The sequence below is a fragment of the Oscillatoria sp. HE19RPO genome (assembly GCF_024220515.1).
Lineage (GTDB): Bacteria > Cyanobacteriota > Cyanobacteriia > Cyanobacteriales > Laspinemataceae > Laspinema.
This window is the reverse complement of record NZ_JAMXOT010000303.1, coordinates 1-16630: the sequence shown is the minus strand read 5'-3', so window position 1 is coordinate 16630 and position 16630 is coordinate 1. Positions and strand designations below refer to the sequence as shown.

Sequence of the window (16630 nt, the reverse complement as noted above, 5' to 3'; positions counted from 1 at the left end):
CTTATAGAACCAGGCGATCGCTGTCCTAACCCGTTCAAACGCGCCAACTCCAAACCTATTTAGCCCAAAAAAAAGGGGGAGCATTGCTCACCCTGATTTTACCGAACTATTTTATCCGAATGCTCAATTTTTAACCCATCCCTGCAATCTCCGGATGGAAGTAGAACGCTAATCCCAACACGACATAAGTCGCCAGGAGTAAAGTCCCTTCCAGCCAATCAGAACGGCCATCAGAACTGACCGAATTAGCGATAACAACCGATACAGCAACCGCCACCAGTTCAAAGGGGTTGAAGTTCAAATCCATCGGTTTATCCAGGATATAACCGGCAATGACTAAGACGGGGGCAACAAACAAGGCAATTTGTAAACTGGACCCCAGGGCCACAGATACGGAGAGGTCCATCTTATTCTTCATCGCAACTGTAACTGCCGTCGCGTGTTCCGCCGCGTTACCAATAATGGGAACCACAATCACCCCAGTAAAGAGTGCGGTTAATCCTAACAGAGAAGTGGCTTCTTCTAGGGACGAAACTAACAATTCTGATTCGACAGCTACCATCAGAGTGCAGGCTAATAGTACCCCCGTCCATAACAAGACATTTGGCGGTTTGACAGGTTCGCCGTCTTCCCCTTCTAACTCTGCTTCCCCAACATCACAGAGGTAGGCATGGGTTTTCATGGAAAACACCAGGGTTAACACATAAACCAGGATTAAGACGACTGCCACGCAGCTTGAGAGTTGTTGCATGGTCTTTTCTGCGATGCCGGTGGAGGTGAACTCTACCGCTGTGGGCAGTAACATGGCAATCACCGCTAGAGTCATTACAGAAGCATTTAACCGGGCGACAATCGGTTGAAATTCTTGCTCTTTATACCGCAACCCTCCCAGCAGCATGGAAAACCCCATAACGAGGAGTAGGTTACTAATAATTGAACCCGTAATGCTGGCTTTGACGACATTGATTAATCCAGCATTCAGGGCAACTAGGGCGATAATTAATTCAGTGGCATTGCCAAAGGTTGCATTCAGCAATCCCCCAATATTGGGACCGACAACCACCGCAATTTCTTCCGTGGCGGTTCCCATCCAAGCCGCTAGAGGAATAATTCCCAAACAAGCGGTTAAAAAAATCGTTAACGCTCCCCATTCGAGGAAATGACCGACAATGGAAATGGGGACAAAGACAAGTAAACCGATGAAAATAATGTTTTTGATGGACATCAAGTTGTTAGGTCTCAATAAAAAAATGAGTGGGAAGTAAACTACCCGACACCGACCGCTATAGCGGTACGATGCGGGCTTTTGGTAGCCCTCAAGACAACATCTTGTAAAGAACAAGACATGACCTCGGAGCCTCTGGGATTGTTTACAATAACCCCCAAAGTGGCGATATTGTTCGCTCCATTCTCATCAGCATCACCGACCCATCCACACTTTAGGTTTAGGCACTCAAATTTCTTACCTTGTCGGTTGCCAATTACTTTGCAACAATGACAAGTTTTGGAGGTGTAGCGAGGGTCTACTATGCGGACATCTACGCCAAATTTCACCCCTTTGTAGGTCAAGAACTGTCGGAGTTGATAGAACGCCCAACTGTTAGACCGTCGTCGCTCCGTCTTAGAGCGTGGCATCTCATTGGTACGTTCCCTGATGCCCGTCAAGTCTTCAAGTGCAATCGCCTGGTTTGAGGCTTTAGCAGTACGGGTCAGTCGATAGCTGATGGTATGGTTCAGCCATGTTTGGAATCTTCGTTCACGTCCACTCAACCGTTGCAAAATCTGTCTCGCCCTACGACGAGTAGACCTTGTGCCTTTGGATGCTTTATGTTGCAACGAAGCCCTTACACGACTGTATCTGTCTCTAGTCTGCGTGAAAAGTTTGCCACTGAATTTTTCTCCCTTGGATGTACAGGCAATGTCTGTGCGGCCAACGTCAATTCCCAACACATCATCGGTATCGGGGATAGCTGGTGGTTCAGACTCTAGCTGAATGTTTAAGTAAAAACTGCCATCATTGCGCTTTACCAGGGTTGCTGATTTGGGTGTTTGCCCGATGAGTAAGTGTTTCTGGTAATTACCGATGTGGAGATTGAATTTCTCCCGACCTTTCAACATGGTCAAGCTAACCATCCAATCCGCTTCCTTAAAAGTGAAGGTGCGAACGTCGTAGGTAGCAGAGGTCGGAGCAAACCCCTTGACGGGTCTACCCTTTTGCTTTGCCGTCTTGCGATTCGCACAAACTCGCCGGATGGCATGAATGGTCATCTGGGCAGACAGACCAGAATGCGCTCTAGCTTCCTTGTAAATTAAGGATTGGACAGCAATCTGATTGGTCAGTTTCTCAGGAGTCTTGTCATTTACGAACTCACAGCAACTTGCAAAAGCAGCAAGCACCGCATCAAGTTTTTCAACCTGCTGTGGTGTAACCATCAATTTACAAGAGACCGTAAGTACCTGAGTCATTTTTCAATTAGTGAACTTTATCGAGATTCTGATTATAAACCATTTGGCAGAAAAAGGGGTATCGAACCCCTTTTTCTACCCAGCATTCCTCCCGACGCTCAATCAAAGATTAGAGCGCGGGACTCCTGCTGGTTTAGTTGAACTGGGAGAACTCGGTCTGTTTTATAGCGGTTCCTGGACTCATGAGGTACAGGTATTTAAAGGAGTGCGAGCATCTTGCTCGCTTTGGACAATAGCGAGCAAGATGTTTGTGCTTACGCACACGCTACGCCGCACAGCGAAGCTATGCCGTTGGCTGCCGGCTGCGCGTAAGCGCTTAGGCTTTACGCACTCCAAAAACGTACCTCATAACTATGGGAAACGCTATATCGGGGATTCCTAGGCCGATAACCGGGCTTTTCAGGTCCGAGTCTAGGGGGGGAAACGACCGATCGCAGTAGAGTTTTAGTCCGGTTGAGCAGACGGTTCTGGGGAGAGTTCAGCGCAGAGACTGTCCTGAAATTGGCCTGCATGATTGGACTTGCCTTTAGACAAGGCGGGTTCACGTGCCGCCCCTTCTATCAGTTCCCTCGGGCCTTGGCTAGGTAATTAGACTAGGGGATTAAAACTCAGAATTCGTTCAATCATAACGAAACCTGTTGGAGTAGCGAAAGCGCGTGACCTGGGGTTTGGATGTATTCATGAGCAAGATACAAACCCCAGGATAAGTCTTAAGGAGCGGATTATAGCATAGACATTTTAATTTGTAAGTTTCAGAAAATAAAGATTTGTTTTGAAGTGTGAAATTAAGACAGGGAGGACACTATTTGCAATGGGGATCGGTTATAGTGCCGACTAGAAGCTTCATCGCAGAAAACGGATAGAACAGCGGTAGCCCTAGAGATAGCCCTAGAGATCATGAGGTACAAGCAAGGGCGATCGCGGTTTAAGCTCAGAGCAAGGTGGTTCGTGCCAAGTTTGTCATTGCCATCGCCATCGCCACGCCACTTGCTTAAAATTGCCTGCACTTAATTCAACACTCTGTACCCTAGCGATCGCCTGCCTACAGATAGATTTTATCGATTGTTTAGTTGTAGATCTAACAGTATGACAACCCCATCCGACACAGCAATTATGCTGAATCCGACCTTAACCACCCTAACTCCAGAAGAAACCCCAGGAACTCGGACCGAACCGGCCAAAGTTGATCCCATCAAAACTGCCACGGGTGTGTACGTCTCGATTCACGGACATTTTTACCAACCCCCGCGAGAAAACCCCTATTTAGATGCGATCGAGCGGCAACCGAGTGCCTCACCCTTTCACGACTGGAACGAGCGGATTTATCACGAATGCTATCGTCCGAATGCCTACGCCCGAATCTTCAACGACTCGGGGGAAGTGGTGGGGATCGTCAATAACTATGAATATCTCAGCTTTAATATCGGTGCGACTTTAATGACATGGCTGGAACGCTATGACATGGAAGTGTACAATCGCATCATCGAAGCCGATCGCAAAAGTGCACAGCGTCTCAACGGTCATGGCAATGCGATCGCCCAAGTCTACAACCACATCATCATGCCCCTCGCCAACGAACGGGATAAATACACCCAAATTCGCTGGGGTAAAGAAGACTTCCGATCCCGCTTCGGACGCGATCCCGAGGGAATGTGGTTAGCAGAAACTGCCGTAGACTACGTTACCCTAGAAGCCTTGGTTGCCGAAGGCATTAAATTTATTATTCTGGCCCCTTCCCAAGCCCAACGCTGCCGCGCGATCCCCCCTGAAGGCGAACCTGAACCGGACTGGATCGAAGTCGGCGGCGCACAAATTGATCCCACCCGGCCTTATCGTTGTTTTCTCCCTGATCCCCAAGGGGGAGAGGACCGGAAATCCATCGATATCTTCTTCTACGATGGTCCAATTTCCCGAGATATGGGCTTTGATGACCTCCTGAGCAATTCCCATAACCTCCTCGGACGCTTAGGGTTAGCCATTCAAGGGGATGGTCGCCCCAGTCAGCTACTCTCCGTCGCCACCGACGGCGAAACCTTCGGTCACCACAAAAACGGAACCGAAAAATGTCTCGCTTACGCCTTCGTCAGCGAATTCCCCAAACATGGCTGGACCGTCACCAACTTTGCCCATTATTTGAGCATCAGTCCCCCCTCTTGGGAAGTCCAACTCAAACCCGTCACCGCTTGGAGTTGCGCTCATGGCGTCGATCGCTGGCAGGAGGATTGTGGTTGCGCTGGCGGTGGCGGTTGGCATCAAAAATGGCGGCGTCCCCTGCGCGATTCTCTCAACTGGTTGCGGGATCAACTCACGGACATCTATGAAGAACAAGGTCGCCACCTGTTCTTAGACCCCTGGCAGGCCCGGGATGAATATATCAAAATCGTCCGCGATCGCTCCCCAGAAAATATTGACTGCTTCTTCCGACACCATCAAACTCGCCCTCTGACCCCCCTGGAACAAGTCGATGGCCTCCGCCTGCTGGAAATGCAGCGTCATAGCCTGCTAATGTACACCAGTTGCGGCTGGTTCTTTGAAGAACTTTCCCGCCCGGAAGGGGTGCAAATTCTGCGCTATGCCGCCCGGGCGATCGAACTCGCTGGAGATGTCGCCGGAGTCCAACTCGAACGAGAATTTATCGCCCGTCTTGCTTTCGCACCCAGTAACGTCGATTCTTTTAAAGATGGGGCCGGAGTTTATCGAGATCTGGTCCAAACCGACCAAATTAGCTTAGAGCAAGTCGCCGCCCATTACGCCATCAGCGGACTCTTTACCAGCTATGCCCCCCAACATCGGGTCTACTGCTATGACGCTTACCAACGGGATTATCAGTTGCAACGCATGGGACCCCTAACCCTGGGAGTCGGACAACTGCAATTGGTTTCGGAAATCACCCGAGAAAGTGTTGATTTAGTCTTTGCTGTCCTTCATCTTGGCGGTTGGGATTTCCATTGCAGCATTCAACCCTTCACGGGACGACGGGCCTACACCCAGATGAAAGAGCATCTGTTTGGCGTCCTGGAAGAAGCCAGTGCTGCCCATGCTATTTTGGCGATGAATGAGCATTTTGATGGGAAATCCTACAATTTGCGGGACCTGTTTGCCGAGGAACGCCATCGAATCATGCGCCTGTTAAGTCAAGAAACCTTGATGCGTCTGGACCAACTTTACAGCCAGGTGTATCGGGATAATTATGGGATCATGATGGGCTTCCATCGGGATGAACTGCCGGTGCCGAAAGAGTTGCAGGTGGCCGCAGAGATTGCTTTGGGCCATCGCTGTATGGAGTCGGTCCTGGGTTTAGAACAGGAGTTGGGGATGGCCCAGGGTGATGGACAGGTGATGTCTGGGCATTTAGGGGAGTTAGAAGCGATCGCCACGGAAGCCGAACATACCCGTTGCACGCTCTATCTGCCCGAGGCCAAGGTCATTTTAGAACGGTCCATTCTGCGATCGCTCTGGGACCTCCTCCACGAAGCCCAACCGGAACTCCTAGAGGCCGATATTCAGCGCTTAGAACGCCTGATTGCCGTGGGTCAACGTCTCAATCTCGGCTTGTCCCTAGAACGCTCCCAAGAGCTTTATTTCTATTGGCTGACGGGTCAAGGCGATCGCCACGGTCTCCCTTCTCTTGAGACTCATATTGCCTCGGGTTCTGCTGAATCCTTCGCCATTTCTCCGGGAGATCCCGTCCACCTCCGTCGTCTGTTGTTATTGGGTCAAACCCTCCGGGTTTATGTTAGTCCCCAATTAGAACAGCTTCGCTAACCCTAATTGCCATTTAATCTAATCGCCTGCGCTGTCTATTTCAGATAGCGCAGGGGATTAGATTAAATGCTAAATGTAGAGGCGATTCGCTTGCTCGCCTCTACATTTAGGGTGGATTATTAAAATCTGCGTAAGTCTTGCTTGCAGACGGCTTCGGACCGCTTCGTCCGTAGATCTAGACCCTTGAGGGTGCGGGTTTTTACTGTACCCAAATGCTCCACCCGACAGATTACACCAGCCTGATGACACTCCATCACCCTTGGGGGATTATAAACCTACATTTTCTATTTCAGACCGGATAAATCATCAGAGCGCTTAGGTAAATTGGGTGACTCAGAGTTTAATCTTTTGGGGTGTTCACTCTATCTTTAGGTTCATAACAGCCTCAATTTATCTCACTTAAGAATCTCACCCAAGACAGATGAATGTCCCGAGTTTTCTAATTAAATTAGTCTCAGCAAGGAATTAAGCGAGGACTATCTGCCTTCTGTGTGAAACGCCGCGATCGCTGCTGCTGGAGGCTGATGTGACTTCACTCACAGCACCCAACCGATCGCAAACACGAAATCGCAGTGAGGAACCTTAGCGACAATTAAGCAATTTTAGAAGATTCTGTTAATAGCAGCATAAGTCGTCAAGAAATTGAGTGAAGTAAATGATGTTTTTAAAACTAGCTCTGGGATTAGTCTCTATATCTGTCGTTCAAATCGGACTGAGTGGGTTGGCACCTGTATCCGCTGACGTTTCCAGCCCACATCAGGGCATGACGATGGATTGCTCTGAAGCGGATCAGTGTACATTGAGAGGGGCAAGCACCATCGAATGGGAAGCCCCCACTAGCCAAAAAATTCCTGAACCGGGCATGGTCACCGCCATCGTGCTCACTGGCCTGGGAATTGTCTCCTCGCAAAAAAGACGTCCCGTCGCAGACAAGTAAATCCTCCTGGGTGCAGAACTGAGTCTGAGTCATCTGGACCGTCAATGGTTTCTTTGGGTGCATCCCCTTCTTCAAGCGGTTATCTTGGTGCATCCCTTTTTTCATTACTGATTTCATTACTGAGTCGGGTCATCCTCTCCAAACCCAGATCTTACGGAATTATCAAGTTTTAAATTATCCACCGGAGCGATCGCCTCCCCATCGTCGGCATAGAGCGTTCCGGTTTACCCAAAAACCGGGGATAATTTTTGTCCTGACTATTCTATAAGCGGGGTTTTAGGAGGATTTTTCTTTCCCAGGGACCCGGAGTTGAGATCACAGCACCCCATCACGCTGAACTCAAACCGGGACCCCTGATTTAACATTCACCCCTAACTGTAGGGTTGAGAAATTAAGGGTTTCCAACAGTTTAAACCGCTATTCTCACCGAGAAAAATCCTTGGCATGGCGCTTAACCTGAGCCAAGTCAAGGACCAGGCCGGTCTTTAAGAATGATATAATCAAAAGACTGAACACCTACGCTGCACCCACTTTAAATTTTAAAATAACAAAGGGATATGACTGGTTCTTTAGCTCAAAATGCGATCTCACTCCTCATCGAGTTGGCACAAACTGGAGAAATCGATCCCTGGGATGTCCAAGTCATTGAGGTGATTGACCGATATCTCAGTAGACTGTCTCAAGTTCATGAAGCGGGACGAGTTGAGCGGGAAGCGGCTTTATCGGAGACGGGACAGGCATTTCTGTATGCCTCGATGTTGGTGTTACTGAAAGCGGATGCCCTGGCGCGTTCGGAATCTCTGCTGGATGACCCCAATGCCTCGGAGGAGGAAGAGGGGGAATTTCTGGACCCGATGGATGAGGGGGGACAAGGGGGGAATATTCCCAGACAGCTAGAATTGCAACTCAAACGACGGGCGGTGGCACCTACACCTAAAAAACGCCGGGTGACGCTTCAAGAGTTGATTGAGCAGTTGCAGTTGATGTCAATGGCGATCGAAACGCCGCCTCGCCGTCGTGCAAAACGACATGGCGGATCGAAATCTACGGCGAGTACGGTTCGGGCGCTGACAGAGTTAGCGGACCAAGAAAATATCTCGGAAGTGGCCGATCGCCTGACTCGATTTTTGTTGGCATACGCCGAAAAACTGGATATCTGTGAACCCTGGTTAGAATTGGAGGCGCTTTTAGAAGGGTTGATGGATCAGCGCGGCGATCGCCCCTCTGCAGAATCCGCCGACCCTCCGTCCCTCCCAACTTCCCATGACCGAGTGGGAGTCTTTTCCGCCTTGCTTTTACTCTCGGCCCAGTCTAAAGTTGAACTGTCCCAAGAACAATTTTACGGAGACCTCAAAATCCGGGCGATCGTCGATGCAGTCCCCCTAGAGGGTCCACCCACTCTCAACCAGGCAATGGTTTAACCCGCTATTCTACCCCCACCCTAGAAAGCCCGAATCGGAAGCACCTTGCCTCTCACCGCCTGGGCGATCGCACCCATGAAGGGCCGCAGGACTGGGAATTACCAGGCGATCGCTCAACCCCTCATCGGAAACCTCATTCCCAGGGCTGGCCCTTCCGTATGATGATCGCATGATGATCGCGACTAAAAGATAACAATTTTTTGCAATTTCAAAACATTAATTCGTTAAAATTGATAGGCTCAAGGATAAGAGAAAAATATCTATGAAAGCCATGATTCTGGCAGCGGGTAAGGGTACCCGAGTCCGTCCGATTACATACACCACCCCCAAACCGATGATTCCCATCCTGCAAAAACCAGTGATGGAGTTTTTAGTGGAATTGCTTCGCCAGCATGGTTTTAACCAAATCATGGTCAACGTTAGCCACCTCGCCAACGAAATCGAAAACTATTTCCGGGATGGACAAAGATTTGGCGTGGAAATTGGCTATTCCTTTGAAGGTCGGATTGTTGATGGCGAACTCATCGGGGAGGCACTCGGAAGCGCGGGCGGCATGAAGCGCATCCAAGACTTTAACCCCTTTTTCGATGATACCTTTATCGTGCTTTGTGGAGATGCGTTAATCGACCTGGACTTGACGGAAGCAGTCCGATGGCACAAGGAAAAAGGCTCGATCGCCACCATTGTCATGAAATCTGTCCCCCGGGAAGAAGTCTCCAGTTATGGGGTAATTGTCACGGACGAAACGGGCCGCGTCCAGCAGTTCCAAGAAAAACCGTCTGTAGAAGAAGCCATCAGCACCAACATTAACACGGGTATTTATATTTTCGAGCCGGAAGTGTTGAACTACATCCCTTCGGGCAAAGAATATGATATCGGGGGTGAACTCTTCCCCCAACTGGTCGAAATGGGTGCTCCGTTCTACGGCATCGCGATGGATTTCCAATGGGTGGATATTGGCAAAGTGCCGGACTATTGGCGCGCCATTCGCGGAGTGTTAAACGGAGAAATCCAAAATGTCTCGATTCCCGGCAAAGAACTCATTCCCGGGGTCTACACCGGCTTAAATGTCTCGGTTAACTTAGATAAGGTGGATATTAAAGGGCCTGTGTACATTGGGGCCATGACCCAAATTGAAGATGGTGCCAAAATTATTGGGCCTTCGATGATTGGGCCCAGTTGCCGAATTTGCAGTGGCGCAACGGTGGAAAATAGTGTAATTTTTGAATATTCTCGCTTAGGCCCAGGGGTGCGCTTAGTGGACAAACTGGTGTTTGGGCGCTACTGCGTGGATAAAACAGGTGCCTCCATTGATGTCCAAGCAGCGGCCCTGGATTGGTTGATTACAGACACTCGTCAGGCTATTCCCGTGAATACCCCCGAGGAAGGCCGAGCGATCGCTGAACTCCTCGAAAGCGAAGGTCGCCCTTAGCATCAATGTAGTGCTTTCAGAAACCGGGTTTCCTAAAAACTACTCCCGTTGTCATCCCTCTGTGGGGGGAAGCATACCCGGTTTCTGTGGCCTTACCCCCTTTTTTATAAACCGACGCACTTAGGAATTGATGTCTTTCCAAGTTATCCCCCGGTTGGGAATGGCTCAGATCCGTCGGGTAAACCTGGCGTTTGAACGGGGGTTGTTTCTCACATTTTTACCTTTGCTCTCACACTTCCGTCACAACCGGCTGTGATATTTTCCCTCTATCCGCTAATTTCAGTGCTTAATCTCTTCATAAAACGCTTTTTAATCAAATTTCAATCAACGCATAAGTTGGGCAAAAATAGAGAAATTTAAAGTCAATTTGAACAATGTTTTAGAAAAGGAAAATAGATTTTTTGACGACAGTTCCTCTGTGATGTTTAAATTGCCCTACAAGGTGACCCCCATTGGATCCTTAAACCGAGGCACTTCACCCTTGCCCATCATGTGGCCCTCTCTCCATCCCTGGGTTGGAATAGGAAACAAAATAGACTCCTCAAGTTTAAAACCCTATTTCTAACGCACCTTTCCTTTATAGCTTAAGATCATAGCTTGGCTTCCAAAACCCTAATATTTGCGTAGGTTTACATAGATTGAAAACTTCTAGGTTTGTTAAAATTTGTAAAACGTGCAGTATTTAAAGGAAATTTAAGCTTACACTAAAGAAGATATGCAGGCTTTGTGGGTTACCCATTTTCCCCCTTACTAAACTAGCGATCGCCAGTTCTTCCGGGGGCATTTGACCCAAGCCAAGTGCAGATTAACTCCACTTCCTACTGAACCCCAAAAATATTTGAATCTTCAAGTTTTCACCCTATTTTTACCCAGTGCATTTGGCGCAGACTCGGAAAAATCTAATCGACAGCAGGAGAAGAAAACTAATGAAGTATATTGAATTGCCGGGTTACCAAATTTGTGAAGAAGTTCAAGCTGGCGTTAAAAACATGGTATATCGGGGGGTTAAGCAACCCCACAAAACCCCAGTTATTATCAAGTTTCTTAAAGCCGAATATCCCACCCTGGCGGAAATCACCCGCCTCCGTCATGAATATAAAATAACCGAAAATCTGCACCTAGATGGAATCATTCAGACCTACAGCCTAGAACCCTATAAAAAAGGGTATGCTTTAGTCGTAGAGGATATGGGAGGACGCTCCCTCAATCACCTACTGGAATCTCAACCTATCTCTGTGGTCGAATCCCTGAAAATTGGAATTCAACTGGCCAAAGCCTTGGGAGAACTTCATCAACATCAGATTATTCATAAAGATATTAAACCTTCCAATATTATCATCAATCCTGAAACTCAGCAAGTTAAAATTACAGATTTCAGCATTTCTACGAAACTGACCCGAGAAACTTATCAAAGCGGTAATCCGAACCAAATTGAAGGGACACTCAACTATATGTCCCCTGAACAAACGGGACGAATGAATCGGTCTTTGGACTACCGGACTGACTTTTATTCCCTGGGCATTACCTTCTATCAAATGCTGACTGGGAAATTACCTTTTGAATCCAATGATCCACTCAAATTAATTCACTGTCATATTGCCGTTGCCCCCATTGCCCCCCATCAGGTTGACCCGAAGATTCCCGAGGCAGTTTCAGCGATCGTCATGAAACTCATTGCCAAAAATGCTGAAGACCGATACCAAAGCGCCGAAGGATTAAAAGCCGACCTAGAGACCTGTCTCCAGCAACTTCTGACCACAGGAAGAATCGAAGATTTTACCCCAGGAAACTTAGACAAATCCGGCCAATTTTTAATTTCAGAAAAGCTCTATGGCAGGGAAGCAGAAGTAGCTAATTTATTAGCCGCCTTTGACCGAATTTCTGGGAATCGGTTGGATAGCAAGGAACCCGTGAAACCGGAACTTATCATGGTTTCGGGTTATTCTGGGATTGGTAAAACCCGGGTCATCAATGAAATTCATAAACCAATTGTAGGGGCTTGTGGATATTTTATTTCGGGAAAATTCGACCAACTCCAGCGTCATATTCCTTATTCTGCGATCGCTCAAGCATTTTTGAAATTGATCCAACAGATTCTCACGGAAACTTCAGAGCAACTCCAGGAATGGCAAACCAAACTTCAATCTGTATTGGGAGAGAATGCTCAAGTTATCATTGATGTGATTCCTGAACTGGAACAAATTATCGGACCTCAGCCCCCCGTCCCAGACCTAGGACCCACAGAAACTCAAAACAGATTTAACCGCGTTTTTCAAAAATTTATCGGAGTTTTCACCCAAGAAAATCATCCCCTGGTCATCTTTTTGGATGATTTACAATGGGCCGATTCAGCCTCTTTAAAATTCATTGAAAAGCTGATGAGCGACTCGGAAAGCCAATCCCTGCTTCTCGTCGGCGCTTATCGAGACAATGAAGTTTCGCCAATCCATCCGACCATTCAAACCTTAGAAAAAGTTAAGCAATCGGGGACAGTTATTAATGATATTGTTCTCCAACCTTTGGGCTTGTCTCATGTCATTGCATTAATCCGAGATGCGTTAGGAAGAATGAACTCTTCCGCACTGGTTTCCCTGGCAAAACTGCTTTACAACAAAACTGGAGGAAATCCATTTTTCTTAACCCAGTTGCTAAAAACTCTGTATGCAGAAAAGTTAATAAAATTTAATTTTGTGACCGGGACCTGGAACTGGAGTTTACAACAGATTCAATCGGTAGGGATTACGGATTGCAATGTGGTTGAATTGATGGCACGGAATCTGCAAACCCTGCCAGAATTGACCCAAAAGGTCTTAAAGTTAGCGGCCTGTATTGGCAATCAGTTTAATTTAGAAGTTCTGGCGATCGTGAATGAAGCCTCCCCAGAAGAGACAGCGGCGCAGTTGTGGGATGCGCTACAAGCGGGTTTAATTTTACCAGGTTCAGAAGCCTATAAGATTCCCCTGTTTGCGGAACAGTCATTCAAGACAGCCGGAGAAACTATTTCTGATGAATCGAACACGATCGCCTATAAATTTTTGCACGATCGCGTTCAACAAGCGGCTTATTCTCTGATTCCGGAAGCCCAGAAACAAGAAACCCATTTAAAAATTGGTCAATTGCTGCTGCAAGCTACCACCCCAGAAGGCATTGAAGTCATCGTCTTCGATCTGGTGAATCAACTCAACGTTGCCGTGGATCTGATTAGCAGTCGCAGCGAACAATACCAACTCGCTCAATTAAATCTGATTGCTACCCAAAAAGCCAAAGCGGCGATCGCCTACGAAGCGGCCCTGCAATATGTTACCGTGGGACTCCAACTCCTCACCCCTGACAGTTGGAAAGAAGACTATACCCTAACCTTTTCCCTCCATCTTGAAGCCATCGAATTAGAATATTTAAACGCAAAGTTTGAGGAAGCCGGAACCCTCCTAGAATTTGCCTTAATTCAGGCGCTTTTACCCCTCGATCGCGTCAAAGTCTGCGAACTGCAAATGCAGATTTATATCGCGCAACTGCAAATGCTTCCGGCGATCGACCAGGGACTCAACCTCTTAAAAGACCTCGGGACCGAACTCCTCCCCCTCCAGGCTGAGGATAGTTTAGTAATTCCCCTTCCCTCTTTGAGCGAATTAGACACAATTCCCACCCTGAATGACCCCTATAAACTCTCGGAATTACGGATTTTAACCACCCTGTGCGCCCCGATTTTCTTTGCTAAACCTCAAATGTTTCCCGAGACCATTTTAACAATGGTTCAGTTTTGCATTAAAGAAGGAAACTCGGCACTAGCGGCGTTTGCTTATGCGTTTTACGGCTTGTTTTTATCGGGTTTAGGCGAAATTGATGCGGGATATCATTCGGGGCAAATTGCATTAAAGTTACTCGAAGAATTTAATGCCAAACAACTGGCAGCCAAGGTTTACAATTTATTTAACGCCCATAATCGGCCCTGGAAAGAGCATGGAAAAAACAGTTTATCCCAATTTAAAGAAGGAGTGCAAACGGGCCTGGAAACCGGAGATATAGAATGGGCTTGTTATTGCGCGGGAAATTATTGTGGATTTTCTTTTTTAACCGAAGATTCTCTAGAGTTTGTGGTAGAAGAACAACAAAAATATATTGATATTGCCAAAAAAAGCAAGATAGAAACGGCCATTTATTATGGCAGTGCCTGGAGACAACTCGCGTTAAATTTTTTAGGCGAAGCCTCGGAGAACACCCAGTTAACAGGAGCCAGTTTTGATGAAGCAGAGATAGTACCTCGGCTGATTGCTTCTAAGAGTGGCACGGTGTTGTTTATGGTGTATTTATGCAAAACCATTCTACTTTATCAGTTTAAACAGTATAGGGATGCGGTAAAAACTGCTGAGTTGACCACGGAACAAGTGGGTTCGGCGATGGGATATCTCCAGGTGGCAGTGTTGAATTTCTACGAATCACTGAGTCTTTTGGGAGAATATTCCAACCTGCCCGAAAGCAGCCGCTTCCTCTATTTAGAGCGGGTGGATATGAATCAATCTCAAATGAAAACCTGGGCATTCCATGCCCCGATCAACTTTCAACATAAGTATGATTTGGTCGCCGCAGAACGCGCCCGAGTTCTGGGGGAAAATTTTCAAGCAATGGAATTATACGATAGTGCCATAGCCAGAGCAAAAGAGGCGGGGTATGTTCAAGAAGAGGCGATCGCCAATGAACTAGCTGCTGAATTTTATTTCTCCTGTGGCCGAAATAAACTCGCCAAATTATACCTTACCGATGCCTATTATAGTTACATTCACTGGGGCGCAAAAGCGAAGGTCAAAGATTTAGAAGTCCGCTATCCAGAGTTTTTCCAGCAAATTTTAAGGCGAGAATTCTTGGAAGGTCAAGGAATGCCCACCCTGACTTCCAATACGACCACTACCACCGCCAGCGTCATTGATGCACTGACCATCGTTAAAGCCTCTCAAGCGTTATCCGAAGAAATTCGGCTGGATAAGTTGCTGGATAAATTAATTCAAATTCTGCTCGAAAATGCCGCAGCAACCAAAGGACTATTATTTCTCAAAAAAGCAGACAGTTTGGTCCTCGTCGCTGAAGGAATATTAAAAAAAGATAAAGTGGAAGTGATGAGAACGGTAATCCTGGATCGGCGTTCAGATCTACCGGAAGCCGTAGTCAATTATGTAGAACGGACTCAGAAGACGTTGGTTTTAAACAATGCCCGAATAGAAGGGCTATTTACTGCGGACCCCTATATTTTAAAAGCGCAGCCCAAGTCAATTTTATGTATGCCTTTAAACCAAAAAGGCAAAGAAAGTGGCATTCTTTATTTAGAAAATAATGTGACGATGGGGGCATTTACGGTGCAGCGGTTGGATGTCTTAAAACTTTTATGCACCCAAGCCTCGATTTCTTTAGAAAATGCCGGGTTCTATGAGCAACTCCAAGATTATTCCTACAAATTAGAGGAAAAGAATGCGGCGCTCCAGGAATTGTCCGATCGCGAGCGAGAAAAGGCCGATCAACTGGCTGAGTCTTTACATCAATTGCAACAAACCCAAGCGCAATTGGTCCAGACTGAGAAAATTTCCAGTTTAGGACAATTGGTAGCAGGAGTTGCTCATGAGGTGAATAATCCCGTGGGGTTTATTGCCGGGAATTTGACTCATGCGATGGAGTATGTTACGGACTTGCTGGATTTGGTGAATCTGTATGCTCACTATTTTCCCAATCCTCCGGTAGAAATCTTCGAGAAAATTGCAGAAATCGAACTAGAATATATTAAAGAGGATTTGCCTGAATTGCTCAATTCTATGACAGTGGGAACGGAGCGAATCAAGGATATTATGCAGTCGTTGCGGAATTTTTCTCGGGTGGATGCGGTGAAGAAACCCACGGATATCAATGGGGGACTGGATAGTACCTTGATGATTTTGACTGCGCGGTTAAAAGGAAAAGGCGATCGCCCCCAGATTAAAGTGGTCAAAGAGTATGGAAATCTGCCCGAGGTGACTTGTTTTGGGGGACAACTCAATCAGGTTTTTATGAATATTATCGCCAATGCGATCGATGCGATCGATGACATGACCCATCACGAGTCAGACTCCACCAGTCCCAACAGGTTACCCCATCCCTCTCCTATGATCCGCATCCGCACTGAAGTCGCCGAAGAATCGGTGAGGATCCATATTGCAGATAATGGGCCCGGAATGCCAAAAGAAGTGCGCGATCGCCTCTTTAATGCCTTCTTTACCACCAAACCCGAAGGAAAAGGGACGGGACTGGGAATGTCAATTAGTCAGCAAATTGTCGTCGAAAAACATGGCGGAAGAATTCACTGTCTTTCTGCGCCGGGACAAGGCACTGAGTTTATTATCCAGATTCCTTTAATTCCCCAAACTCAAGAGCTTGAACGAGAAGCGATCGGACATCACTCTCGATAGTGGGATTTCCGATGACAAAAGAGGAACCATTAATAACGGATTACTCCCCTTTTGAGACTTGACCTTAAAAATGTGTAGAGGCGATTCGCGAATCGCCTCTACATTAGACCTCTTGTAAAATAACGGATTACTCCCCTTTTGAGACTTGAGCTTAAAAATGTGTAGAGGCGATTCGCGAATC

General features: G+C 47.2%; 8 protein-coding genes. 5 read left to right on the top strand and 3 right to left on the bottom strand.

The annotated features are described in order from the left end of the window. Window positions 1-130 precede the first annotated feature (130 nt). Window positions 131-1225: a calcium/proton exchanger gene (gene cax / locus NG833_RS24330; protein ID WP_254567859.1), complete on the bottom strand. Its 1095-nt coding sequence runs from the start codon at window positions 1223-1225 to the stop codon at window positions 131-133. Between the two features lie 41 nt (window positions 1226-1266). Next, the gene (locus NG833_RS24325) at window positions 1267-2466 is read right to left on the bottom strand and encodes a transposase (protein ID WP_254567858.1); all 1200 of its coding nucleotides are present in this window, start codon (window positions 2464-2466) and stop codon (window positions 1267-1269) included. A gap of 1113 nt (window positions 2467-3579) precedes the next feature. Between NG833_RS24325 and NG833_RS24320 the strand changes: the two genes are divergently transcribed. The 3 genes from NG833_RS24320 (at window position 3580) to NG833_RS24310 (ending at window position 8589) form a co-directional block, all read left to right on the top strand. Continuing rightward, complete coding sequence (locus NG833_RS24320; RefSeq protein ID WP_375293946.1) at window positions 3580-6231, top strand: DUF3536 domain-containing protein; 2652 nt, start codon at window positions 3580-3582, stop codon at window positions 6229-6231. A 655-nt stretch (window positions 6232-6886) separates the two neighbouring features. After that, on the top strand, window positions 6887-7168 hold the full coding sequence (locus NG833_RS24315; RefSeq protein ID WP_254567856.1) for a hypothetical protein: 282 nt from the start codon (window positions 6887-6889) through the stop codon (window positions 7166-7168). Between the two features lie 557 nt (window positions 7169-7725). After that, a complete protein-coding gene (locus tag NG833_RS24310; RefSeq protein ID WP_254567855.1) occupies window positions 7726-8589 on the top strand; it encodes a segregation/condensation protein A in 864 nt (287 codons plus the stop codon). Window positions 8590-8598: 9 nt separating this feature from the next. Here the strand turns inward: NG833_RS24310 and NG833_RS24305 are convergent, their stop codons facing one another. Continuing rightward, window positions 8599-8760, bottom strand: coding sequence for a hypothetical protein (locus NG833_RS24305; protein ID WP_254567854.1), 162 nt, complete (start codon window positions 8758-8760; stop codon window positions 8599-8601). Window positions 8761-8851: 91 nt separating this feature from the next. Between NG833_RS24305 and NG833_RS24300 the strand changes: the two genes are divergently transcribed. Both NG833_RS24300 and NG833_RS24295 read left to right on the top strand, forming a co-directional pair. Further along, window positions 8852-10021: a sugar phosphate nucleotidyltransferase gene (locus NG833_RS24300; RefSeq protein WP_254567853.1), complete on the top strand. Its 1170-nt coding sequence runs from the start codon at window positions 8852-8854 to the stop codon at window positions 10019-10021. A 926-nt stretch (window positions 10022-10947) separates the two neighbouring features. Further along, window positions 10948-16449, top strand: coding sequence for an ATP-binding sensor histidine kinase (locus tag NG833_RS24295; protein ID WP_254567852.1), 5502 nt, complete (start codon window positions 10948-10950; stop codon window positions 16447-16449). The last annotated feature ends 181 nt before the right edge of the window (window positions 16450-16630 follow it).

Excerpts from the sequence above, each read along its gene's own strand:
- NG833_RS24315 (WP_254567856.1), top strand. The coding sequence starts at position 6,887 with ATGATGTTTTTAAAACTAGCTCTGGGATTAGTCTCTATATCTGTCGTT.
- NG833_RS24305 (WP_254567854.1), bottom strand. The coding sequence starts at position 8,760 with ATGCGATCATCATACGGAAGGGCCAGCCCTGGGAATGAGGTTTCCGAT.
- cax (WP_254567859.1), bottom strand. The coding sequence starts at position 1,225 with ATGTCCATCAAAAACATTATTTTCATCGGTTTACTTGTCTTTGTCCCC.
- NG833_RS24320 (WP_375293946.1), top strand. The coding sequence starts at position 3,580 with ATGCTGAATCCGACCTTAACCACCCTAACTCCAGAAGAAACCCCAGGA.
- NG833_RS24295 (WP_254567852.1), top strand. The coding sequence starts at position 10,948 with ATGAAGTATATTGAATTGCCGGGTTACCAAATTTGTGAAGAAGTTCAA.
- NG833_RS24310 (WP_254567855.1), top strand. The coding sequence starts at position 7,726 with ATGACTGGTTCTTTAGCTCAAAATGCGATCTCACTCCTCATCGAGTTG.
- NG833_RS24300 (WP_254567853.1), top strand. The coding sequence starts at position 8,852 with ATGAAAGCCATGATTCTGGCAGCGGGTAAGGGTACCCGAGTCCGTCCG.
- NG833_RS24325 (WP_254567858.1), bottom strand. The coding sequence starts at position 2,466 with ATGACTCAGGTACTTACGGTCTCTTGTAAATTGATGGTTACACCACAG.